Here is a 22863-nt window from a genome sequence, read left to right as displayed (position 1 = left end):
GAGCGGGGCACACCGAAAGCGCGTTGAGCGCCCTCGGCGATTGCATTTTCGCCATGCGGAGCCTAGAGCAGGATCATGACGTTTTCACCTTTCTCCGCGCTTCCGTCGATCAGTCCCGGCCATGTCTGGCTGGCCGGTGCCGGCCCGGGCGACCCCGGCCTTCTGACCCTCTTGGTCGCCAAGGCGCTGTCCGAAGCTGACGTGATCGTCCACGATGCCCTGGTCAACGACGATTGCCTGAAGCTCGCGCGGTCGGGTGCCGTTCTCGAATATGCCGGCAAACGTGGCGGCAAGCCGTCGGCCCGCCAGCGCGACATTTCGCTGCGTCTCGTCGAGCTGGCCAAGGCCGGACAGAAAGTGCTCCGCCTCAAGGGAGGCGATCCCTTCGTCTTCGGCCGCGGCGGCGAGGAAGCTCTGACCCTCATCGACCATGGCATCCCGTTCCGCATCGTGCCGGGCATCACGGCGGGCATCGGCGGGCTGGCCTATGCCGGCATTCCCGTCACCCACCGCGAGATCAACCATGCCGTCACCTTCCTGACCGGTCATGATTCCTCCGGCGTCGTCCCGGACCGGATCGACTGGGAAGCGATCGGCCGCGGTTCTCCAGTGATCGTCATGTACATGGCAATGAAGCATATCGGCACCATCAGCGCCAACCTGATCGCGGCCGGCCGTTCGCCGGATGAACCGGTCGCCTTTGTCTGCGATGCGGCAACGGCGGCCCAGAAGGTGCTGGAAACCACGCTTGGACGCGCCGAGGCCGATGTCGCGGCCTCCGGTCTCGAACCGCCGGCTATCGTCGTGGTCGGCGAAGTCGTAAGGCTTCGGCCGTCGCTCGACTGGCTGGGAGCACTCTCCGGCCGCAGGCTTCTGCCCGATCCCTTCGCCACCGGCGAGACGAAGGACAGCGCATGAAGGGCCTGCTGATCGCGGCGTCGTCCTCGGGAGCCGGCAAGACGACCGTGACGCTCGGTCTCTTGAGGGCCCTGCGCAATCGCGGGCTGGCGATTGCGCCGGGCAAGGCCGGTCCTGATTACATCGATCCCGCTTTCCATGCCGCCGCAAGCGGCGAGTCTTGCATCAATCTCGATCCCTGGGCCATGCGTCCCGAACTGCTGAGCGCGAATGCCGTGAGTCACTGCGCCGGCGGTCGTCTTCTCGTCGTTGAGGCGATGATGGGGTTGTTCGACGGCGCTGCCGACGGCAGCGGTGCGCCGGCTGACCTTGCGGCCCTGCTCGGCCTGTCCGTGGTGCTGGTGGTCGACTGCGCCAAGACCTCGCATTCGGTCGCGGCGCTGGTAAAGGGCTTCGCCGGTTTCCGCGCCGACACCCATGTCGCCGGCGTGATCCTCAATCGGGTCGGCAGCGATCGCCACGAGACGATGTTGCGGGATGCACTGGAGAGGATCGGAATGCCGGTCTTCGGGGCCCTGAGATCCGATCCCGCCCTGCATCTTCCCGAGCGCCACCTCGGCCTCGTCCAGGCCGGTGAGCATGCCGAGCTGGAAGCCTTCATCGAGCGTGCCGCCGCGGCCGTCGCCGCAGGCTTTGATCTCGACGCGCTGGTTTCGGCCGCGGGCGATCTGCGGCCCGTCAGCAAGTACCGTGTTGCGGTCCTGCCGCCAATCGGCCGCCGGATCGCCGTCGCCCACGATGTGGCGTTTGCCTTCTGCTACGAACACCTGTTGTCCGGCTGGCGCGGCGAGGGGGCCGAGATCACCTTCTTCTCGCCGCTTGCCGACGAGGCGCCCGTGCCGGATGCGGACGCCGTCTATCTGCCGGGCGGTTATCCGGAGCTCCATGCCGGCCGGCTTTCCTCGTCCGGAAATTTTCGCGCCGGCATGCACTCGGCGGCCGCGCGCGGCGTCCGGATCTACGGGGAGTGCGGCGGCTACATGACGCTCGGCGAGGCGATCATCGACGGTGAGGGCGACAGCCACCCGATGCTCGGCCTGCTTCCCGTCGTCACCAGCTATGCGGCCCGCAAGCGTCACCTCGGCTACCGCCGCCTGCGGCCGGTCGATGACAGTTTCTTTTCGATGCCGCTCACCGCGCACGAGTTTCATTACGCCTCGATCGTGTCCGAAGGTAAAGCCGACCGAATGTTCCGCGCGGAAGATGCCCTCGGATTGTCGCTCGGAGAGGTGGGCCTGAGGCGCGGCACTGTCGCCGGCTCCTACATGCACCTGATCGACGTGAGGGGCGAAGGCTGATGAGCGGCAGGATCGCCCATGGTGGCGGCATCGGTGCCGCTGCTGCCCTCTACGGCGGACGCCCGGAAGGCTGGCTCGATCTGTCGACCGGTCTCAACCCGTGCCCGCCCGCTCTGCCGGTGATCGCCGACCGCGTCTGGCACCGGCTTCCCGACCAGGATCTGGTGACCCGCGCCCGCCAGGCTGCCCGGGGCTTCTATGGCTCCGGCAACATCCTGCCCTTGCCGGTACCCGGCACCCAATCGGTCATCCAGTTGCTGCCGCGGCTTGTCCGTCCCGGCGCGCGCGTCGCGGTGGTATCGCCGACCTATGGTGAATACGGCCGCGTGCTCTCGCTCAACGGTTTCGCCGTCGATCGGCCCGAGACACCGGACGCTGTCGTTCCGGCAAGCGACCTTGTGGTCGTCGTCAATCCCAACAATCCGACCGGGCGGCTCTATCCCCGCGAGGAACTGCTCGCGCTGGCCGACCGGCTTGCGGGCGAGGGCGGCCTTCTCGTCGTCGACGAAGCCTTCGGCGACTGCGACCCGGCGGCAAGCATCGTCGATGCGGTGCAGACGCGGTCCAATCTCGTCGTCTTCCGATCGTTCGGAAAGTTCTTCGGTTATGCCGGCATTCGCCTCGGCTTCGTCGTTGCCCCCGAGGACATGCTCGAGCGCTTTGCCGACTGGCTCGGGCCCTGGGCCGTGTCTGGTCCCGCGCTTTCGGTCGCCGTCGATCTTTTCGGCCGGGAGCCGGGTCCGCTGCGCCGCGTGATAGAGGAGCGCCGCGCCGGCCTCGGTTCGGCCCTCTCCGCCGCCGGTCTGACGGTTGAAGGCTCGACCCCGCTTTTCGCTCTGGTGACCGATCCCCGTGCGGATGAATTGCACGAGCATCTCTGCCGCGCGCACATCCTGACCCGCAAGTTCGACTATGCTCCGACCTGGCTGCGCTTCGGCCTTGCGCCAGAGGCCGACGGGGATGCGCGGCTCGCCGCGGCCCTTGCAGACTGGAGGCAAAATTGAGCGTCTGGATTCCTGCCGTTCTTTTGATTGCCCTTGTGCTCGATCGCCTCGTCGGCGACCCGCCCGCTCTGTGGGCCCGGCTGCCCCATCCGGTCGTAATCTTCGGCAAGGCGATCTCGGTTCTGGATCGCAACCTCAACCGCGACGATCTGTCGGCGAGCCGCCGCCGCGGCCACGGCGTGCTGGCGATTGTCGCGCTGCTTGCCGCTTCTGCCCTGGTCGGCGATGTGCTTTCAGGTATCTTCCACCATCTCGGCCCGGTAGGCTTCGTTCTCGAAGTGATCGTCGTCGCGGTTTTCCTGGCGCAGAAGAGCCTCGGCGATCATGTCGGCGCCGTGGCGGCCGGCTTGCGGAGCGAAGGCCTCGCCGGAGGGCGACGGGCCGTTGCCCTGATCGTCGGACGTGACCCGGAAACGCTCGATGAACCGGCGGTCTGCCGGGCGGCGATCGAAAGCCTGGCCGAAAATTTCGCCGACGGCGTGGTAGCGCCGGCCTTCTGGTACGCTCTGTGCGGCCTGCCGGGCATCCTTGCCTACAAGATGCTCAACACCGCCGATTCGATGATCGGCCACAAGAACGAACGCTATCTTCGTTTCGGCTGGGCGTCCGCCCGGCTGGACGACCTTGCCAACTGGCCGGCGGCCCGCTTGTCGAGCCTCCTGATTGGTACTGCTGCCCTTATCCTCGACGGGGCCGAGGCGGCGCGGCGCGCAATGTCGGTGACGCTGCGCGACTCCGGCCTGCACCGCTCGCCGAATTCCGGCTGGCCGGAGGCGGCCATGGCCGGTGCGCTCGACATCCAGCTGACCGGCCCGCGCATTTACGGCGGCCAGCGGGTGAGCGAGCCGATGATCAACGGATCGGGCCGGGCCGTTGCAACGGCCGGCGACATCGAAAGCGGCGTCGATCTTTTCTATGGCGCCTGTGCCGCGCTCGGCGTCATGACGGTCGTACTGCTGGTCCTTGCCATGCTGGTCTAGACCTTTAGGAGGCGGCGCTTCAGCAGATCGTGTTAAAACAATATTTTCCTTTTTGCTTAATCGCCTATATTCGGATTTATACTACAGTGTCCCCAGTCAAGCGCCTCGGACAACGCGGCGAACAAGAACCAGGGGACATCATGCGCAAGTTCATTCTGGCCGCCTCGGCCTTTCTCTGCCTTCAGATCCAGCCACTCGTGGCGGAAGCCAGCAATCTCGTCGCCAAGGTCAGCATTTCGCAGCAGACCATGACCGTATCGCAGAACGGCATCGTCAAGTATCGCTGGAAGGTTTCGACCGCGCGCAAGGGCTATGTCACGCCGCTCGGCAACTACAAGGCCAAATGGGCTTCGAAGAACCATCGGTCGCGCAAGTATGACAATGCGCCGATGCCTTACGCGATTTTCTTCAACGGTGGCTATGCCGTTCACGCGACCTTCGATCTGAAGCGCCTTGGTCGGCCGGCGTCGCACGGCTGCGTGCGGTTGCATCCGGACAATGCGGCACAGTTCTTCTCCATGGCCACCGCCAATGGCCTCGGCAATACGAAGATCATCGTGACACGCTGAAGCAATTCCCGGAAAAGCGTGAAGCGATTTTCGGCCGGAATTGTGTAAAAACAAAGAAGTAGAGCGTTTCCTGCTGTTGGGGAACCGGGAACGCTCTGGCCGTGTCGCTTATCTCTTGGGGGTGAATGGGGCCGTGCGGCCGGTGACGTCAATCGTTGCCGGCCGCATAGCGCAGGCGGCGTGCGTCGGGAACGATCACATGCCGGTTATTTTCGATGATGATGATGCCGTCCTTGCGAAGCTTCGTCATCTGGCGGCTTACCGTCTCGATCGTGAGGCCCAGAAAGTCCGCAATGTCTGCACGCGAAAGCGGCAGGTCGAAGGTCGTCGTGTTGCCGCTCTTTTCCGGATCGATATGGGTAGCGATCAGGTACAGGAAACTCGCGACCTTTTCCTGCGCCGTCTTGCGGCCGAGCGTCAGCATCCAGTCACGCGCTTCGTCGAGTTCCTTGAGCGACTGCGAATGCAGCTTGCGTTCGAGATCCCGCGCCTCGCTGACCATGCGGTCGACCAGCGGCCGCGGGAAGGAACAGATTTCCGTCTCGGTCGCGGCTTCTGCGGTGACCGAGCTTTCGCTCAGGAAGGGCCGGCCGAGGAAATCGGGGGCGAACTGCAGTCCGACGATCTGCTGGCGGCCATCCGCCATCATCTTGGAAAGCTTCACCACGCCGTTGAGAATGTTGCTGTAGCTGCCGACGCGCTCACCCTGGCCGATCACCTCGTTGCCGGGTTCGACCTTGCGGCGGGTGGAATGCTTGTTGAGCTCGACCAACTGACTTGCGGTGAGCGCCGCGCAGATGCCGCCGTGGCGGGCTTCGCAGGCTTTGCAGACCGTGGGCGCTTCGCATTCGCCCGTATGTTTCTTGTGCGCGTCCATGATGTTGATCCCGTCTGACGCCAAACTGGCCATAGGTCAAGTGAGGAATTCGCAGGTCCCGATGCCGGGTTCCGACTCCCTCCACGCTCGAATGCGTACAGCCACGCAAATCTACCTATAAATTGATCGAAGTCAAAGGAAGACCACGCCTGCGGGGTTATTCAAAAGGCTATGAACATCCATCTGAAAAGCGGCGTATGACATGCGAAACCCCTTGCTGGCCAAGTATTCCGGCTCTGTTCCACGATACACGAGCTACCCGACGGCGCCGCATTTTCATGAAGGCGTTGACTGCGGCAAATATACGCAATGGCTCGGGGAACTGGGCGCCGAGCACGATTTGTCGCTTTACGTGCACATCCCGTATTGCGATCGCCTCTGCTGGTTCTGCGCCTGCCATACGAAGCACACGCTGAAATACGAGCCGATCACCAGCTATCTCGAATCGCTGAAGCGGGAGATCGCCAAGGTCGGCAGTCTCGTCAGCCGCGACGCGAAGGTTTCGGCCCTGCATTTCGGCGGCGGCTCGCCGACCATGCTGAAGCCGGAGGACATGATCGATCTGATGCAGGCGTTCCGCGCCGCCTTCGACTTCCGCCCCGATGCCGAGATCAGCGTCGAGATGGATCCGAACGACCTCGATGAGCCGCGCTACGATGCGCTGGCGGCGATCGGCATGACGCGCGCGAGCCTTGGCGTGCAGGATTTCGATCCGAAGGTGCAAAAGACCATCAACCGCATCCAGACATTCGAACAGACCAGGTCGGTCGTCGATGCGGTCCGGGCTCGCGGTGTCCACTCGGTCAATTGCGACATTCTCTACGGTTTGCCCTACCAGACGATGGAAACGCTGGAAGCGACGGTCAACGACATCGTGTCGCTTTCGCCCGACCGCATCGCGCTCTTTGGCTATGCCCACGTTCCGTGGATGAAGAAACACCAGACGATGATTCCGGAAGAGGCGCTTCCGGATGTCGAAACCCGCTTCGACCAGATGAGCCGCGCCGCCGACATGCTTGTCGCCGCTGGCTACGAGCCGATCGGCATCGACCATTTTGCGAAGCCCGACGACCGTCTCGCCGTTGCCGCCCGCAATGGCCGTCTCCGCCGCAATTTCCAGGGTTACACCGACGATGCCGCCGAGGCGCTGATCGGTTTCGGCGCCTCCTCCATCGGGCAGCTGCCGCAGGGCTATGTGCAGAACATGCCGGCGACCGGCGAGTACCAGAAGATGGCTGACGCAGGCGGACTGACCGCGGTGCGCGGTATCGAGCTTTCCGCCGACGACCGGCTGCGCGCCCACGTGATCGAGGAGATCATGTGCCGCTTCGCCTTCTCCTTCGCGACCGTCAGGGCGCTCTATCCCCAAATCGGCGAGACCGTCATTGCCGAGGCGCGGCAGTTCTCGGCCTCTAATCCGGACGGAATTTGCGAGATTTCCGGCGACGAGTTCCGCCTTACGGAGGCCGGTAGGCCCTTTGCCCGCAGCGTCGCCGCGGTCTTCGACAGTTATCTCGCCACCGGAAAGGGTCGCCACTCAATTGCTGTTTGAGCAACACTTCGGCGCCAAATTTTGCAGTCGCTCAAACTTGCCATTGGCTTTTAAAACAGTTTTCCCTATGTGGAACTCAGATTTTAGACACATGAGGTAATTGGCGTGACCGCTACATTCGACAAAGTTGCCGACATCATTGCTGAAACCAGCGAAATCGACCGCGAGACGATTACGCCGGAAAGCCATACGATTGATGACCTCGGCATCGACAGCCTCGACTTCCTCGACATCGTCTTTGCGATCGACAAGGAATTCGGCATCAAGATCCCGCTCGAGCAGTGGACGCAGGAAGTCAACGAAGGCAAGGTTTCGACCGAGGAATACTTCGTCCTGAAGAATCTCTGCGCCAAGATCGACGAGCTGCGGGCAGCCAAGGGCTGATCCGCCTCGGGGCGGAGGTCTCAATGCTGCTCGAATACTTCCAGATGATTGACAGGGTCGAGGCATTGGACCTCGGCCTTGGCACGCTCAAGGCCCGGTCGGTCGTGCCGGAAAAGAGCCCGGTCTTCGAAGGCCATTTTCCCGGAATGCCGCTCGTCCCGGGCGTGCTCCTGATCGAGACGATGGCGCAGGCCTCCGGCATGCTGCTTCTCGCGGTCAAGGACTTTTCCGTGATGCCGTTCCTGATGTCTGTCGACGGCGCGAAGATGCGAACCTTCGTGGAGCCGGGTGCGGCTCTTGACATCGAGGCCGAGCTGGAACACGACGGCTCCGGCTTCGCTGTGACGAAGGCAAGGATCTCGTCGTCGGGCAAGAAGGTCTGCGACGCGCAGTTGAAACTGCGGACCATGCCGTTCAGCGAAGTGCCGCTTGCCGACATCGTGCGCAAGCGTGCCACAGAAATCGGCCTCATCGAGGCCATTGCCGCCGCCCGCTGATCCTGCCTGCGGGTGGCTTTTCGTTGTTGACGGATGCGGGCCGACCGAACTGCCGCGGCTCGCTGCGCCGGAAACGCTCCGGCGAGAGGATGTAAGATGGTCAAGAAGCCCAATGATGTGGTGATTACCGGTATCGGCATCGTGACGTGCCACGGGACCGGCAAGGAACCGCACCTCGCTCTTTTGTCTTCGTCCAGGGCCCCGACGCCCGTCGTCGAGGTGGAGAAGTTCAAGCCCTATCCGATTCACCCGATGCCGGAGATCGACTGGTCCCAGCAGATCGCCAAGCGCGGCGATCAGCGCCAGATGGAAAACTGGCAGCGCCTCGGCGTTTATGCGGCGGGTCTGGCGCTGGACGATGCGGGGCTGAAGGACAATCTGGAAGCCTGTTCGACCATGGACATGATCGTTGCCGCCGGTGGTGGCGAGCGCGACGTGAACGTCGACACGATCATCGTCGACGAGGGCCTGAAGCGTAACGACCGCGCCCAGCTGGTCAACGAGAAGCTGACCACCGAGCTCCGCCCGACGCTGTTCCTTGCCCAGTTGTCCAACCTGATGGCTGGCAACATCTCGATCGTTCACAAGGTGACCGGTTCCTCGCGCACCTTCATGGGTGAGGAAGCTGCCGGCATTTCGGCCGTGGAAACCGCTTTCGCCCGCATCCGCGCCGGTCAGTCCACCCATACGCTGGTCGGCGGTGCATTCGTTGCCGATCGCGATGATATCTTCCTCCTCGTCGAGGGCATCCAGGCCCACGCGACGGGCGACTGGCAGCCTCTGTGGCAGCGCGGCTCGGGCAAGGGCGGCGGCATGATGCTCGGCACCGTAGGCGCCTTCCTCATGCTTGAATCCCGCGCCCATGCCGAGGCGCGCGGCACCCACATCTATGCCTCGATCGATTCGATCGAGGGCGATCGCGGCCGGCGCGACGACGGCGGGCTCGAAAAGCGCCTGAAGCGCATGGCCGCTTCGGTTGCCGGCGAGGCTCACGAAGGCACGCTCGTCCTGTCGGGCGCGAGCGGCCTGCATGCGCTTTCGGAACGCGAAAAGGTCGTTCTCGGCGAGGTCTTCCCCGGTTCGGTCGTGCGCGGCTTTGGCGGCGTGACCGGCCATGCGCTCGAGGCTCAGTTCCCGCTAGGCCTGGCGCTTGCGGCGTTGGCGCTGGACAGCAAGGCGGTTGTTCCTGCCTTTGACGACAAGAATGAAACTGCCATGGCAGCACCGGCGACGGATGCCGTGGTGACCACGGTCGGCTATGTGCGCGGCGAGGGCCTTGCGCATCTGACGGCCGAGGCGTGAGGAGACATGACCATGACTGAATCTCGCTTCAAGGATCATCTGGGACGCCCGATTGTCGCCGTGACCGGCATGGGCGTCATAACCTCGCTCGGCCAGGGCCTCGCCGACAATTGGGAAAAGCTCACCGGCGGCGTCTCGGGGATCCACAAGATCACCCGTTTCCCGACCGAGGGCCTCAATACCCGCATCAGCGGCACCGTCGATTTCATCGATCTGCCGGCGGTCAACGCGGTCGACCGCTCCTATGCGATGGCGCGCGAGACCACCATCGAGGCGCTCGCCCAGGCGGGCCTGTCGGGTGATTTCGACGGTCCTCTTTTCCTCGCCGCACCGCCGGTCGAACCGGAATGGGACGACCGCTTCCGACTCGCTGAACGCATTCCGCCGGAAGAGAACGAGGGCCACGCCTATCATCGCCTGCTCGCCGCCATGCGCGCCAAGGCCGATCCGGTTTTCATGGAGGCAGTGCAGTTCGGTTCGATTTCCGAGCGGCTTTCGGACAGGTTCGGCACGCGCGGTCTGCCCGTGACGCTGTCGACCGCCTGTGCCTCCGGGGCAACGGCGATCCAGCTCGGCGTCGAGGCGATCCGCCAGGGGCGCACCGATCGCGCCCTGACGGTTGCGACGGACGGCTCGGTCAGCGCCGAGGCGCTGATCCGTTTTGCGCTGTTGTCCGCCCTCTCGACCCAGAATGATCCGCCGGAAAAGGCCTCCAAGCCGTTCAGCAAGGACCGCGACGGCTTCGTCATCGCCGAAGGTGCGGCCACCCTCGTGCTGGAATCGCTGGAATCGGCGATCGCCCGTGGCGCGCGTGTGCTCGGCGTGATGAAGGGCTGCGGCGAGAAGGCCGACCATTTCCACCGCACCCGTTCGTCGCCGGACGGTGGGCCGGCGATCGCCACGATCCACGCGGCACTCGACGACGCCGGTCTCTCGGAAGAGCAGATCGGCTACATCAACGCCCATGGCACTTCGACGCCGGAAAACGACAAGATGGAATATGGCGCCATGCTTTCCGTGTTCGGCGAGCGGCTGAAGGACCGGATCCCGGTCTCGTCCAACAAGTCGATGATCGGCCACACGCTGACGGCGGCCGGCGCCGTCGAAGCGGTCTTTTCCATCCAGACCATGCTGACCGGCACGATCCCGCCGACCATCAACTACGTCAATCCGGATCCGACGATCGTGCTGGACGTGGTGCCGAACGTGAAGCGAGAGGCGGAGGTTTCTGCCGTCCTGTCGAACTCCTTCGGTTTCGGCGGCCAGAACGCCAGCCTTGTCATGACGCGTGAACCGGCTTAAGCGACGGTTCTCTAGTCCCTTTACCCAGAATTGAGCGCCCTCGGGGCGCGAGGATAGACCTTATGCGCGCACTTCAACTTGTCGATGACCGCAAGCTCGAAATCGTTGACATTCCGGAGCCGGACGCACCCGGCCCGGGTGAGGTGACCCTGCGCGTCAAGGCCGTGGCGCTGAACCACATCGATGTCTGGGGCTGGCGCGGCATGGCGTTTGCCAAGCGCAAGATGCCGCTGACCATTGGTGCAGAAGCCTCCGGTGTGGTCGAGGCGATCGGTCCGGGTGTCGGCAACATCCTTCCGGGTCAGCTTGCCGCCGTTTACGGCGCACGCACCTGCGGTCTCTGCAAGCCCTGCCGCGAGGGTCGCGACAATCTTTGCGAAAACGTCGGCGGCGTGCACGGCTTCCACCTCGACGGCTTCGCCCAGGAGAAGATCAACCTCCCGGCGCGCCTGCTGGTTCCGGCACCGCCCGGCGTCGATGCGGTCGGCGCGGCGCTGGCGCCCGTCACCTTCGGCACGGTCGAGCACATGCTGTTCGACAATGCGAAGCTGGAATCCGGCGAAACCATCCTGGTCCATGCCGGCGGGTCCGGCATCGGCACGGCTGCGATCCAGCTCGCAAAGAAGATCGGGTGCACGGTCATCACCACCGTCGGTTCCGACGACAAGATCGAGCCGGCCAAGGCGCTCGGCGCCGATCACGTCATCAACTACCGCACCGACCGTTTCGAGGGCGTGGTGCGCAAGATCACCAAGAAGAAGGGCGTGGACGTCGTCTTCGAACACGTTGGCAAGGATACCTGGGCGGGCTCGATGTTCGTGCTGAAGCGTGGCGGCCGCCTGGTCACCTGCGGTTCGACCTCCGGCGTCTCCACCGACATCAACCTGATGATGCTCTTCCAGCAGCAGCTGAAGCTTTTCGGTTCTTTCGGCTGCCGCATGGAGAACATGGCGAACGCCATGCAGAAGATGGCGCGCGGTCTCGTCCATCCGGTGATCGATACCGAGGTCAGCCTCGAGGACATCGATCGTGCCCTGCTGCGCATGGAAGGCCGCCAGGTCTTCGGCAAGATCATCCTGCGGATGGATTGATCGCTTGAGGCAGATCGTCACCAAGATCGTCCTGGCGTTTCGCCGCTTCCCGCAATGGCTGGTGGCGAAGCTGGTGCTCGTCCTGCTCAAGGTTTTAAAGCTTCTGCCGGCTGACGCCGCGATCAATGCCGCCGACCGGCTGGTCCGCTTTATCGGACCGAAGCTGTCGCGCCACAGGCTGATGCTGACCAATCTTCGCAACGCCTTTCCGGAAAAGAGCGAAGCGGAAATCCAGACGATCGCCTCTGACGCCTGGGGACACATGGGGCGACAGTTCGCCGAATATGTCTTCCTCGACGAACTCTTCGATTTCGATCCCGAACGGCCGGGCGAGGGGCGTGTCGAGGTGTCGGGCGTACCGATCTTCCTCGATCTCTTGAACAATCCGCGCCCGTTCATCGTCTTCACCGGGCATACCGGCAATTTCGAGATGCTGCCGGTCGCCGGGGCCGCCTTCGGCCTTTATGTGACGGTGCTTTTCCGTCCGCCGAACAATCCCTACATCGCCGACATGGTCTTCGACTTCCGCCGCGCGCGCATGGGCAACCTGGTTCCTTCGCATGCCGGTTCCTCCTTCCAGCTCGCCCGGCAGCTGGAAGCAGGGCAGGGTGTCGGCGTGCTCGTCGACCAGAAGTTCAAGAAGGGCCAGCCGACGCAATTCTTCGGCCGCGACGTTCACACCAACCCTCTGCTGGCAAAGCTCGTGCGCCAGTTCGGCTGTGACGTCTATCCGGCTCGCTGCATCCGCCTGCCGAACAACCGCTACCGGCTTGAGATCGAACCGCGTGTCGATCTGCCGAAGGATGCCGATGGCCGCATCGACGTCCGGGGAACCGCACAGTATCTGAACGACAAGGTCGAGGCCTGGGTGCGCGAATATCCCGAGCAATGGCTCTGGTATCACGACCGCTGGAACATCAAAAAAGAGCTCTGAAAGGGCCGGGCCTGACTTTTATTGGGTCTTGGGTGCCTGTCGGGCACCCTCTCAAGCGCTTTGGGAGCCACCGGTATCGTTTCAGTGGGTAAAACGGCCCAAATACTTCACAAGCATCAATTTTAGGGCTTTTCTACCCCAAAAGTTAGGCAATTGAATGTGAGTAACATTCATGTTAACTGCCCCTAATACAGCCGCATTGGTGCACGTTCGCTCTGGACGCCCGTCGATGTCGACCTTTTCCCACGCGTATTCAGGGTAGTTGTCAAAGTGGCATCTCAAGTTTTCCCTTACCCGAGTTTGTTGCCTCTCTTCGAAGCGGTTTCGCTGAAGAATGTCCAGTTGCAGCAGGCGATCCGCGTCGGTGACGATCACCTGGTCCGTCTCCTCGATCGCGAGCTGGATCCGCTGATTGCCGCCGTCATCGACTACCATGCGGCCGATCTCGCCGAGATTCATCTGCAGCTCCGCTTCATCAGCAATCTCATCCGGGAGGATGCCGACGACCGCTCCTGCGTGCAGCGGCATGCCGCCGTTCTGTCCGTGTTGCTTGATCGCTATTTCGGAGACAATACGGCCAACAAGGGGCGTTCGCCGTCCTCTCACGGCGAAGTGCCGCTGGAGGCCCGTGTGCAGGGCGAGGACGGTCTGCTGAACGAGTCGATCCTCAACAGCCTGCCGGATCGCGTCGCCGTGCTGACGCTCGACTACCGGTATCTCTACGCCAATCCCGCCCATGCGGCTTATCTGAAGTCGACGCCACTGGAGCTTGTCGGCCGCAACCTGTTCGATTTCCTTGAAGATGACCAGGTCAGCGACGGCATGCGAGTCCAGCTCGACCGCTGTTTTGCGGGAGAGCAGGGAGACTATTCCTACTGGTCGTTCGGTGACGGCCGCAGCATGCCGCTGCGTTGTCGCCTGACGCCGCTACGCACCGGGCGGGGCGATGTCATCGGCGCAGTCATGATGCTGCTCGACAATCAGGTCGCCTCCGGCGAGATCGCCGCCTGAGAGCATGACGAAAAGCGGCGCCCCAAGGAGCGCCGCCGATCTCTTCACCAAAAATTTGTTCACGGGTCTGGCTCAGTTGTGGCCGGAAACCTTCGCGTCTTCCGGGATGCTGTAGAGCAGATGCTCGCGCTCAAACGCGATATGCCGCCGGATGCCTTCGAAGAAGCCGCGCAGCATGTAGCCCACCGCCTCCATGTTGACCGCCGTTCCCGATCCGAGCTTCAGCAGTGCATCGGTCAGTTCCTCGGCAAAGCATTCATCCTCGCAGTGCTCGAACTTCAGCCGGTCGAGGGTGTCCCTAAGGTTTTCCACGTTCCGGTTCGCCGTCTCCAGCCAGGGGAAAAGCACCGTCTCCTCATAGTGGTGCACGCCCTTGATCAGCGGTCCGAGCGACTTGGCCGCGTAGATACATTTCTGCCGGTTGACGCTGGCAGGCAGCGAATCGGCAATCTCTTCCAATTCGCCGCACAGGGCGAGCTGCTCTTCGTGTGCCCTGCGAAGCCAGGCGAGCGAGCGCTGGCTGTCCTGCTGGCCGTTGGCGACCGTCTGCTCAATCCCGTCGGTCGGCCCGTTATTCACTTTATTTGCGTGCATTCCGCCACCTCCACCGCATCGGTCTCCGCCGGGACCCGATCCCTCGCAAGTTCCCGGCGAGCCTCAAGATCCCTTCCGACTGCGCGCCGATGACGCATGGCGCCGGTCTGGCAAATCGCAGAAGGGGTAGTGTGAATGCATAATTCCGTAATTCAGACCCCGCTTGCATTGATTTGGATCAAGGTGGATTGTGGGCCGGAATGCGAATTCTGCACGTGACGCGAAAGGATTCTCCGTCTCGTACGGGTATGTTTTCGTGAGTGATCAGCAAGCCGTTGGGGGATGCCAACAATGAATTACACGTTAGAAACAATAGTGATGGCCGTACTGGCCTTCGCTGCGCTGCTCGGGGTCGCTTTTGCCCACGACAGCCTGTTCGCTGCCCATATGTGGGTCGCGTTCTTCGTGCTGACAGCCGGTACGATCGTCATGCTTCGCCGCATGAAGTTCGCTCCGGTCAACGCCAAGACCGCCGAGCAGATCAAGTCCGAATACTTCGACGAAGTCGTCAAGTACGGCGTGATCGCCACGGTGTTCTGGGGCGTCGTCGGCTTTCTCGTCGGCGTCGTCGTGGCGCTGCAGTTGGCCTTTCCGGACCTCAACATCGAGCCGTGGTTCAACTTCGGTCGCATGCGTCCGTTGCACACCTCCGCCGTTATCTTCGCCTTCGGCGGTAACGCGCTGATCGCCACCTCTTTCTATGTCGTCCAGCGCACCTCGCGCGCACGCCTTTTCGGCGGTTCGCTAGGCTGGTTCGTGTTCTGGGGCTATCAGCTGTTCATCCTCATGGCCGCAACCGGCTATCTGCTGGGCATCACCGAAGGCCGCGAATATGCCGAACCCGAATGGTATGTCGACCTGTGGCTGACCGTCGTCTGGGTGGCCTATCTGATTACCTTCCTCGGCACGATCATGACCCGGAAGGAATCGCACATCTATGTTGCGAACTGGTTCTACCTGTCCTTCATCGTCACGATCGCGATGCTGCACATCGTCAACAACCTGTCGATGCCAGTCTCCTTCCTCGGCGTGAAGAGCTACTCGGCCTTCTCCGGTGTTCAGGATGCGCTCACCCAGTGGTGGTACGGCCATAACGCCGTCGGCTTCTTCCTGACCGCAGGCTTCCTCGGCATGATGTACTACTTCGTACCGAAGCAGTCCGGCCGTCCGGTCTATTCCTACCGTCTGTCGATCATCCACTTCTGGGCTCTGATCTTCATGTACATCTGGGCCGGCCCGCACCACCTGCATTACACCGCTCTGCCGGACTGGGCTCAGACCCTCGGCATGGTCTTCTCCATCATGCTGTGGATGCCCTCCTGGGGTGGCATGATCAACGGTCTGATGACGCTCTCGGGCGCTTGGGACAAGATCCGTACCGACCCGATCGTCCGCATGATGGTCATCGCCATCGCCTTCTACGGCATGTCGACCTTCGAAGGCCCGATGATGTCCATCAAGGCCGTCAACTCGCTCAGCCACTACACCGACTGGACCATCGGTCACGTTCACTCCGGCGCACTCGGCTGGGTTGGCATGATCACCTTCGGTGCCGTCTACTACCTGACGCCGAAGCTGTGGAACCGCAACCGCCTCTACTCGCTGCGCCTGGTCAACTGGCACTTCTGGCTCGCCACCCTCGGCATCGTCGTCTACGCCGCCGTTCTGTGGGTCGCCGGTATCCAGCAGGGCCTGATGTGGCGTGAATACGACGAGCAGGGCTTCCTGGTCTATTCGTTCGCCGAATCGGTCGCAGCCATGTTCCCGTACTACGTCCTGCGCGCCGTCGGCGGTGGCATGTACCTGCTCGGTGGCATCATCATGGCCTACAACGTGCTCATGACGATCCTCGGCTACGAGCGCCAGGAAGCCCCGATCCCGGGCTCTGTCGCACCTGCCGCCGTCCAGCCGGCCGAATAAGAAGGAAGGCTAAAGATGTCTATTCTTGATAAACACGCAATCCTCGAGAAGAACTCCAGCCTTCTGCTTCTCGGCTCCCTGCTGGTCGTCACCATCGGCGGCATCGTCGAGATTGCACCGCTCTTCTATCTTGAGAACACCATCGAGAAGGTAGAGGGGATGCGTCCCTACTCGCCGCTGGAGCTTGCCGGCCGCAACATCTACATCCGTGAGGGATGTTATGTCTGCCATAGCCAGATGATCCGTCCGTTCCGTGACGAGGTCGAACGCTATGGCCACTACTCGCTGGCTGCGGAGTCGATGTACGACCATCCGTTCCAGTGGGGTTCCAAGCGTACCGGTCCGGATCTGGCCCGCGTGGGCGACCGCTATTCGAACGAATGGCATGTCCAGCACCTGACCGAACCGCGTGACGTGGTGCCGGAATCGATCATGCCGAGCTACTCGTTCCTCAAGACGACGCCGCTCAAGGTCGCGAATGTCACGGCGAACCTGGAAACCAACAAAATTGTTGGCGTTCCCTATACCGACGACATGATCGCCAACGCGGAGACCGATCTTGCAGCGCAGGCTGATCCGAATGCGGATACGACGGCGCTGCTGGCCCGCTACCCGAAGGCCAAGGTCGGCGATTTCGACGGCAATCCGGCTGAACTGACCGAGATGGACGCACTCGTCGCCTATCTCCAGATGCTCGGCACGCTCGTCGACTTCACCACCTACGACGACGCCACCGGCTATCGCTGAGGAGGGGCACATGGAAACCTATACGGCCATGCGCCACTTCGCAGACAGCTGGGGCTTGCTCGCCATGACCCTGTTCTTTGTCGGCGTTGTCGTCTTCACGTTCCGGCCCGGCGGCAAGCGAGTTGCTGACGAGGCGGCAAGCATCCCTCTCAAGGAGGACTAAGAGATGTCACAGAAACATATTGATGAAATCAGTGGCGTCGAAACCACTGGCCATGAGTGGGATGGTATCCGCGAGCTCAACAATCCGATGCCGCGCTGGTGGGTCTGGACCTTCTACGCGACCATCCTGTGGGCGATCGGTTACACGATTGCTTACCCGGCCTGGCCGCTCCTGAAGGAGAACACCAAGGGCATGCTCGGCTTCTCGAGCCGTGCCCAGGTTGCTGCCGAACTCACCGACGCCAAGGCTGCCCAGGCGGTGTATCTCGACAAGATCGCCGCTCTGCCGCTCGCCGACATCGTCGCTGACAAGGAGCTTACCCAGTTCGCCATCGCCGGCGGTGCTGCGGCCTTCAAGGTCAACTGCTCGCCCTGCCACGGCTCGGGCGCGCAGGGTGGCAACGGCTATCCGAACCTGAACGACGACGACTGGCTGTGGGGTGGTGATCTCGAAACCATCAACACCACGCTGGCACATGGTATCCGTTACGCAAGCGACGCTGATACCCGCGTGTCCGAAATGCCGGCCTTCGCCGACATTCTCGAGCCGGAGCAGATCAAGCAGGTTGCCGCCTATGTGGTCAGCCTGTCCGGCACCCCGGCCGACGCAGCCATGGTTGAACCCGGCAAAACCGTGTTCGCCGAAAACTGCGCTTCCTGCCACGGCGAAGACGCCAAGGGCGGCCGGGACTTCGGTGCTCCGAACCTGACCGACGCCATCTGGCTGAAGGTCGATGGTGAGGCACAGATCGCCGAACAGGTCGCGCAGCCCAAGCACGGCGTCATGCCGGCCTGGAGCGCACGCCTGGGTGACTCTACCGTCAAGCAGCTCGCCATCTACGTCCACTCGCTGGGTGGCGGCGAATAAGCCGATCGGCATGAGGCCTCGGCGGCACTGGCAACGTGCCGCCGATCGCCGCACTTCAAGACACCGGGCCACGCCTCTGGGCGTGGCCTTTTCTTGCTTTGGGACGGATTCCAGGCAGTTTTTCTCGCGGTGCGCCGCAGGCCTGCGCTCTTGCTGTGCAAAAACGTCGCATCCTTCCCGATATAGTGCTTTTTCTATGCATTGCGACGCTTCGCCGCTGCTTGATATAAGTCAAGGCGGGATATGGTGCCGAATGGGAGAAGAAGCCCTAATCTAAGAGGTCCTGTGATGAATCTGCATGCTGACAAAGGCAAGGCGGCCGAGCCTGCCGAAATCGAACGTCTTGAAGCCGAACCGGTCATGTCGGCCAAGGTCCGGCGTCCCCTTTACGAGGCACGCAAGAAGATCTTCCCGAAGCGGGCGGAGGGGCGTTTCCGTCAGTTCAAGTGGCTGGTGATGCTCGTCACGCTTGGCATCTACTACCTGACACCCTGGCTGCGGTGGGACCGTGGGCCCTATGCGCCTGACCAGGCGGTGCTCATCGACCTCGCGCATCGCCGTTTCTACTTCTTCTTCATCGAAATCTGGCCGCAGGAATTCTTCTTCGTCGCGGGCCTGCTTGTCATGGCAGGGTTCGGCCTCTTCCTCATCACGTCGGCGGTCGGCCGCGCCTGGTGCGGTTACACCTGTCCGCAGACCGTGTGGGTGGACCTCTTCCTCGTCGTCGAGCGCGCGGTCGAAGGCGACCGCAATGCGCGCATGAAGCTGGAATCCGGTCCCTGGACCTTTGACAAGATCTCGAAGCGGGTGGTTAAGCATGCCATCTGGCTGGCGATCGCCGTGGCGACCGGCGGTGCTTGGATTTTCTATTTTGCCGATGCGCCGACGCTGGCGATGGACTTCATCACCGGCTACGCGGAACCGGTCGCCTACATGACCGTCGCGGTGCTCACCGCCACCACCTATGTGTTCGGCGGCATCATGCGTGAGCAGGTCTGCATCTACATGTGCCCCTGGCCGCGAATCCAGGCCGCGATGCTCGACGAGAACTCGCTGGTCGTCACCTATAACGACTGGCGCGGCGAACCGCGCACTCGTGGTGCGAAGAAGGCCGCCGCCGCCGGGATTCCGGTCGGGGACTGTGTTGATTGCAACGCCTGCGTTGCCGTCTGTCCGATGGGCATCGACATCCGTGATGGCCAGCAGCTCGAATGCATCACCTGTGCGCTCTGCATCGACGCCTGCGACAGCGTGATGGACAAGGTCGGCAAGCCGCGTGGCCTGATCGCCTATGCGACGCTCGACGAATATCAGGGCAACATGGCGCTCGCGACCGCCGATGGCACCACGCCGATCGATCCGCACAAGGTGCGCGATGCCGACGGCAAGTTCATCGACAGCATCCGGCACTTCGACTGGAGGATCATCTTCCGCGCCCGTACGCTGCTCTACATGGGTGTCTGGTCCGCGGTCGGTGTGGGCTTGCTGGTCGCGCTTCTCAGCCGCGATCGGCTTGAGGTCAACGTTCTCCATGACCGCAACCCGCAGTTCGTTCTGGAATCTGACGGTTCCATCCGCAACGGCTACACGGTGCGCATCTTGAACATGATCCCGCAACCGCGCAATATTCTGGTCTCGCTCGAGGGCCTGCCGGATGCGACGATGAAGGTCAACGGCACTTCGGACGAGGAGGTTCGCTCCTTCACGGTTGATGCCGGTCCGGACGAAGCGACCACGCTCAAGGTCTTTGTCACCCTGCCGAAGGGTGGTCTGAAATCGCAGGCGGAAGACTTCGAATTCGTCGTCAAGGACCAGGGTGGCGACGAGCAGGATACCTACGACGCCGTATTCTTCGGCCCCGGAGCAAGGAAATGACCACACAGAGCGAGAAGCGGCCCTTCGTCTTCACCGGTTGGCACATGCTGACGATCATGGTGCTGTTCTTCGGCACCATCATCACCGTCAACTTTACCATGGCCTATCTGGCGTCCTCGACCTGGAGCGGCCTGGTGGTGAAGAACACCTACGTCGCCAGCCAGGAGTTCAACGGCAAGGCAGCCGGCATCCGCGCCATGCTGGCGACCGGCATCAAGGGCAAGCTCGAGGTCAAGGACGGCGTCATCCGCTATCACTTGACCATGTCGGGCGACGAGCCGGTCATTGCCGACAAGGTGACGGCTCACTTCAAGCGCCCGGTGGGCGAACACCAGGACTTTGTCGCCGAGTTGCAGTCGGTCGGCGCGGGTGTCTATGAGGCGCCGCACGAGGTTCTGCACGGCCACTGGATTGTCGAGGTGATGGCGGTCAGGGACGGGCAGACCATCATGCATGAAGCGAACCGCATTGCGGTGATCGGAGAGGCAAAATGAGCTGCTGTGCCGCAGGAACGGAAGGCGCGCTCGATATGGAGCGTGCCGGGCACGCTCTTCCGACGGCGGAAGAGCTGCGTCTGGCGAGCCGGGATCTGGGGCAGGGGCTCCTGCAGACCGATCTCAGCGTTCCGGCAGTCCACTGCGGCACCTGCATCACCACCATTGAACGGGCCCTGCGAGCTCTTCCGGAAGTCGAGCGCGCCCGCGTCAACCTGTCGACCAAGCGGGTTTCCATCGTCTGGAAGGACAAGGTCGGTGAGACGTCCACCGATCCGGTCGGCCTTGCGCGAGCGATCGCCTCGACCGGCTACGAATCGCATCTTTTCACGGCTGCCGAGGAAGCCGGCGACGAGTTGCGCAACCAGCTGATTCGGGCGGTTGCCGTCTCCGGTTTCGCAGCGACCAACATCATGTTGCTCTCGGTCTCGATCTGGTCGGGCGCCGACGCGTCGACCCGCGACATGTTCCACTGGATCTCGGCGATGATCGCGGCGCCCGCACTGATCTATGCCGGTCGCTTCTTCTACCAGTCCGCCTGGAACGCGCTGCGCCATGGCCGTACCAACATGGATGTGCCGATCGCCATCGGTATCACGATGTCTTATTTCATCTCATTGTGGGAGACGGTCCATCATGGCGAGCATGCCTATTTCGACGCGACCGCATCGCTGCTCTTCTTCCTGCTGATCGGGCGCACCCTCGACCACATCATGCGTGACCGCGCGCGCTCGGCGATCAGCGGCCTGGCCCGCCTCAGCCCGCGCGGCGCACTCGTCGTGGCGGAAGACGGCTCGCGGGACTATCGCGCGCTCGAGGAAATCCGGGTCGGCGACAAGGTTGCCGTCTCGACCGGCGATCGCGTCCCGGTCGACGGCACCATCGTCAGCGGCGCAAGCGACATGGATGTGTCGATCGTCAACGGCGAAAGCGCGCCCCTTCAGGTTGCCGCCGGCGATATGGTTCAGGCGGGTACGCTGAGCCTCACCGGATCGCTGGTGATCGAGGCGACGGCCACGGCGCGCAATTCCTTCCTCGCCGAGGTGATCAACCTGATGGAAGCGGCCGAAGGCGGTCGCGCCCGTTACCGCCGCATTGCCGACCGCGCGGCGCAATTCTATTCGCCGGCCGTTCATCTGACCGCGCTTCTGACCTTCCTCGGCTGGGGCTTCTACGATGGCGACTGGAAGCACGCCATGCTGGTTGCCGTGGCCGTGCTGATCATCACCTGCCCATGCGCGCTCGGTCTCGCCGTGCCGGTGGTCCAGGTTGTGGCCGCTGGCCGCCTGTTCAAGGCCGGGATCATGGTCAAGGACGGTTCCGCCATGGAGCGCCTGGCCGAGATCGATACCGTCGCCTTCGACAAGACCGGCACGCTCACCCTCGGCAAGCCGCGCCTGCTCGATACCACATCGATCGACGCGCATGCTTTTTCGATCGCAGCCGGCCTTGCCGCGCATTCGCGGCATCCGCTGTCACAGGCCCTGTGGCGTGCCGCTTCTGGGCTGACCGTGGTGTTCGATGCGGTGAAGGAAATCCCGGGCGCCGGCATCGAAACCGTAACGGCCGATGGCGTCTACCGGCTCGGCAGCCGTCGCTTTGCCTGCGCGGAAACCGCGACGGACCCGGCTGATCACGCAAATTCCGAGGTCGTGCTTTCTCTCGACGGTCGTGAACTGCAGGCCTTCCGTTTCGAGGACACCCTGCGGCCCGGCGCCGAAAGGGCGATCGACCTGATGAAGTCCAGGGGCTATGCCGTCGGCATCCTGTCGGGTGACCGTCGCGGCGTGGTAGCGTCCCTTGCCCGACGCCTCGGCATCGACAACTGGAAGGCCGAGCTTGCCCCGCGCGAAAAGGCCGAGTTCTGCGCTTCCGTTCAGGCCGAAGGCCACAGGCTGCTGATGGTCGGCGACGGGATCAACGATGCGCCGGCGCTTGCCGCCGCCCATGTGTCGATAGCACCGGCCACGGCTGCCGATGTCGGGCGCCAGGCGGCCGACTTCGTCTTCATGCGCCAGAACCTCGATTCGGTGGTCTTTGCCATCGAGGCTTCCCGGCGTGCCGGCCGGCTGATCCGCGAGAACTTCGTGCTCGCCATCGGCTACAACGTCATTGCCGTGCCGATTGCCATTCTTGGCTACGCCACCCCGCTGATCGCCGCCGTGGCCATGTCCACTTCGTCGATCATCGTCGTCGTCAATGCGCTCCGCCTCAATCGGCTGGCGCTGGAGGATGATGCCGACCAGGTGCAGCCGGCGCCGGCCTATGTCGGGCCTAATGCGAGCCTCGTCTCATGAACATGCTGATCTACCTGATCCCGATCGCCCTCTTCCTGGGGGGCTTGGGACTTTTCGCCTTTCTCTGGTCGCTGAAGAGTGGCCAGTACGAAGACCTCGAAGGCGCTGCCTGGCGGGCGATCAGCGACGACGACGACCGGCCCGGCACCTGATTTCGTCAACGGAATTTTGATCGCGGTCAATCGCG

The 22863-nt window shown here is 62.9% G+C and carries 23 protein-coding genes; 21 read left to right on the top strand and 2 right to left on the bottom strand.

What is annotated here, in order from left to right:
- Positions 1-75 precede the first annotated feature (75 nt).
- From cobA to HHL25_RS06090, 5 genes are all read left to right on the top strand, one after another.
- A complete protein-coding gene (cobA, locus tag HHL25_RS06110; protein WP_169588231.1) occupies positions 76-918 on the top strand; it encodes a uroporphyrinogen-III C-methyltransferase in 843 nt (280 codons plus the stop codon).
- The gene (locus tag HHL25_RS06105; RefSeq protein WP_169588229.1) at positions 915-2216 is read left to right on the top strand and encodes a cobyrinate a,c-diamide synthase; all 1302 of its coding nucleotides are present in this window, start codon (positions 915-917) and stop codon (positions 2214-2216) included. The genes cobA and HHL25_RS06105 overlap by 4 nt, the downstream gene beginning before the upstream one ends.
- Positions 2216-3220 carry a threonine-phosphate decarboxylase CobD gene (gene cobD / locus HHL25_RS06100; RefSeq protein WP_169588227.1) on the top strand — a complete coding sequence of 335 codons (1005 nt, stop codon included), beginning with the start codon at positions 2216-2218 and terminating at the stop codon, positions 3218-3220. Before HHL25_RS06105 ends, cobD begins: the two co-directional genes overlap by 1 nt.
- Positions 3217-4200 (top strand): adenosylcobinamide-phosphate synthase CbiB, encoded by a 984-nt coding sequence (cbiB, locus tag HHL25_RS06095; protein ID WP_169588225.1) that lies wholly within the window; start codon positions 3217-3219, stop codon positions 4198-4200. Before cobD ends, cbiB begins: the two co-directional genes overlap by 4 nt.
- A 140-nt stretch (positions 4201-4340) precedes the next feature.
- A complete protein-coding gene (locus tag HHL25_RS06090; protein WP_169588223.1) occupies positions 4341-4769 on the top strand; it encodes a L,D-transpeptidase in 429 nt (142 codons plus the stop codon).
- A 148-nt stretch (positions 4770-4917) separates the two neighbouring features.
- Here HHL25_RS06090 and HHL25_RS06085 read toward each other — a convergent pair whose 3' ends face one another.
- The gene (locus tag HHL25_RS06085) at positions 4918-5646 is read right to left on the bottom strand and encodes a Crp/Fnr family transcriptional regulator (RefSeq protein WP_169588221.1); all 729 of its coding nucleotides are present in this window, start codon (positions 5644-5646) and stop codon (positions 4918-4920) included.
- A gap of 202 nt (positions 5647-5848) precedes the next feature.
- Between HHL25_RS06085 and hemN the strand changes: the two genes are divergently transcribed.
- The 8 genes from hemN to HHL25_RS06045 all read left to right on the top strand — a co-directional run bounded on the left by hemN (position 5849) and on the right by HHL25_RS06045 (position 13719).
- Complete coding sequence (gene hemN, locus HHL25_RS06080) at positions 5849-7198, top strand: oxygen-independent coproporphyrinogen III oxidase (RefSeq protein ID WP_169588220.1); 1350 nt, start codon at positions 5849-5851, stop codon at positions 7196-7198.
- A gap of 105 nt (positions 7199-7303) precedes the next feature.
- A complete protein-coding gene (locus HHL25_RS06075) occupies positions 7304-7582 on the top strand; it encodes an acyl carrier protein (protein ID WP_003502893.1) in 279 nt (92 codons plus the stop codon).
- Positions 7583-7605: 23 nt separating this feature from the next.
- Complete coding sequence (locus HHL25_RS06070; protein ID WP_169588218.1) at positions 7606-8079, top strand: 3-hydroxyacyl-ACP dehydratase FabZ family protein; 474 nt, start codon at positions 7606-7608, stop codon at positions 8077-8079.
- A 96-nt stretch (positions 8080-8175) separates the two neighbouring features.
- Entirely contained in the window at positions 8176-9381 is a 1206-nt protein-coding gene (locus tag HHL25_RS06065; RefSeq protein ID WP_169588216.1) for a beta-ketoacyl-ACP synthase, read from the top strand.
- Positions 9382-9393: 12 nt separating this feature from the next.
- A complete protein-coding gene (locus HHL25_RS06060) occupies positions 9394-10683 on the top strand; it encodes a beta-ketoacyl-ACP synthase (RefSeq protein WP_169588214.1) in 1290 nt (429 codons plus the stop codon).
- Positions 10684-10745: 62 nt separating this feature from the next.
- Positions 10746-11774 carry a zinc-binding dehydrogenase gene (locus HHL25_RS06055; RefSeq protein ID WP_169588212.1) on the top strand — a complete coding sequence of 343 codons (1029 nt, stop codon included), beginning with the start codon at positions 10746-10748 and terminating at the stop codon, positions 11772-11774.
- 4 nt (positions 11775-11778) lie between these two features.
- On the top strand, positions 11779-12708 hold the full coding sequence (locus HHL25_RS06050; protein WP_169588210.1) for a lipid A biosynthesis lauroyl acyltransferase: 930 nt from the start codon (positions 11779-11781) through the stop codon (positions 12706-12708).
- Between the two features lie 270 nt (positions 12709-12978).
- On the top strand, positions 12979-13719 hold the full coding sequence (locus HHL25_RS06045; protein ID WP_315853032.1) for a PAS domain-containing protein: 741 nt from the start codon (positions 12979-12981) through the stop codon (positions 13717-13719).
- A gap of 72 nt (positions 13720-13791) precedes the next feature.
- On the opposite strand, the gene HHL25_RS06040 is transcribed toward HHL25_RS06045, so the two are convergent.
- Positions 13792-14313, bottom strand: coding sequence for a hemerythrin domain-containing protein (locus HHL25_RS06040; protein ID WP_169588208.1), 522 nt, complete (start codon positions 14311-14313; stop codon positions 13792-13794).
- A 291-nt stretch (positions 14314-14604) separates the two neighbouring features.
- Here HHL25_RS06040 and ccoN point away from each other — a divergent pair, with 291 nt between their 5' ends.
- The 8 genes from ccoN (at position 14605) to ccoS (ending at position 22828) form a co-directional block, all read left to right on the top strand.
- Complete coding sequence (ccoN, locus tag HHL25_RS06035) at positions 14605-16233, top strand: cytochrome-c oxidase, cbb3-type subunit I (RefSeq protein WP_169588206.1); 1629 nt, start codon at positions 14605-14607, stop codon at positions 16231-16233.
- A 15-nt stretch (positions 16234-16248) separates the two neighbouring features.
- Positions 16249-16980, top strand: a complete 732-nt coding sequence (ccoO, locus tag HHL25_RS06030; protein ID WP_169588204.1) for a cytochrome-c oxidase, cbb3-type subunit II — start codon at positions 16249-16251, stop codon at positions 16978-16980.
- A 10-nt stretch (positions 16981-16990) separates the two neighbouring features.
- Complete coding sequence (locus HHL25_RS06025) at positions 16991-17143, top strand: cbb3-type cytochrome c oxidase subunit 3 (RefSeq protein WP_169588202.1); 153 nt, start codon at positions 16991-16993, stop codon at positions 17141-17143.
- 3 nt (positions 17144-17146) lie between these two features.
- Positions 17147-18010 (top strand): cytochrome-c oxidase, cbb3-type subunit III, encoded by an 864-nt coding sequence (gene ccoP / locus HHL25_RS06020; protein WP_169588200.1) that lies wholly within the window; start codon positions 17147-17149, stop codon positions 18008-18010.
- Between the two features lie 288 nt (positions 18011-18298).
- Entirely contained in the window at positions 18299-19885 is a 1587-nt protein-coding gene (gene ccoG, locus HHL25_RS06015; protein ID WP_169588198.1) for a cytochrome c oxidase accessory protein CcoG, read from the top strand.
- Entirely contained in the window at positions 19882-20379 is a 498-nt protein-coding gene (locus HHL25_RS06010) for a FixH family protein (RefSeq protein ID WP_169588196.1), read from the top strand. Before ccoG ends, HHL25_RS06010 begins: the two co-directional genes overlap by 4 nt.
- A complete protein-coding gene (locus HHL25_RS06005; RefSeq protein ID WP_169588194.1) occupies positions 20376-22676 on the top strand; it encodes a cation-translocating P-type ATPase in 2301 nt (766 codons plus the stop codon). The genes HHL25_RS06010 and HHL25_RS06005 overlap by 4 nt, the downstream gene beginning before the upstream one ends.
- Complete coding sequence (gene ccoS, locus HHL25_RS06000; RefSeq protein WP_169588193.1) at positions 22673-22828, top strand: cbb3-type cytochrome oxidase assembly protein CcoS; 156 nt, start codon at positions 22673-22675, stop codon at positions 22826-22828. The genes HHL25_RS06005 and ccoS overlap by 4 nt, the downstream gene beginning before the upstream one ends.
- The last annotated feature ends 35 nt before the right edge of the window (positions 22829-22863 follow it).

Source organism: Rhizobium terricola (assembly GCF_012927355.1).
Lineage (GTDB): Bacteria > Pseudomonadota > Alphaproteobacteria > Rhizobiales > Rhizobiaceae > Allorhizobium > Allorhizobium terricola.
This window is presented reverse-complemented; position numbering and strand designations above follow the sequence as displayed.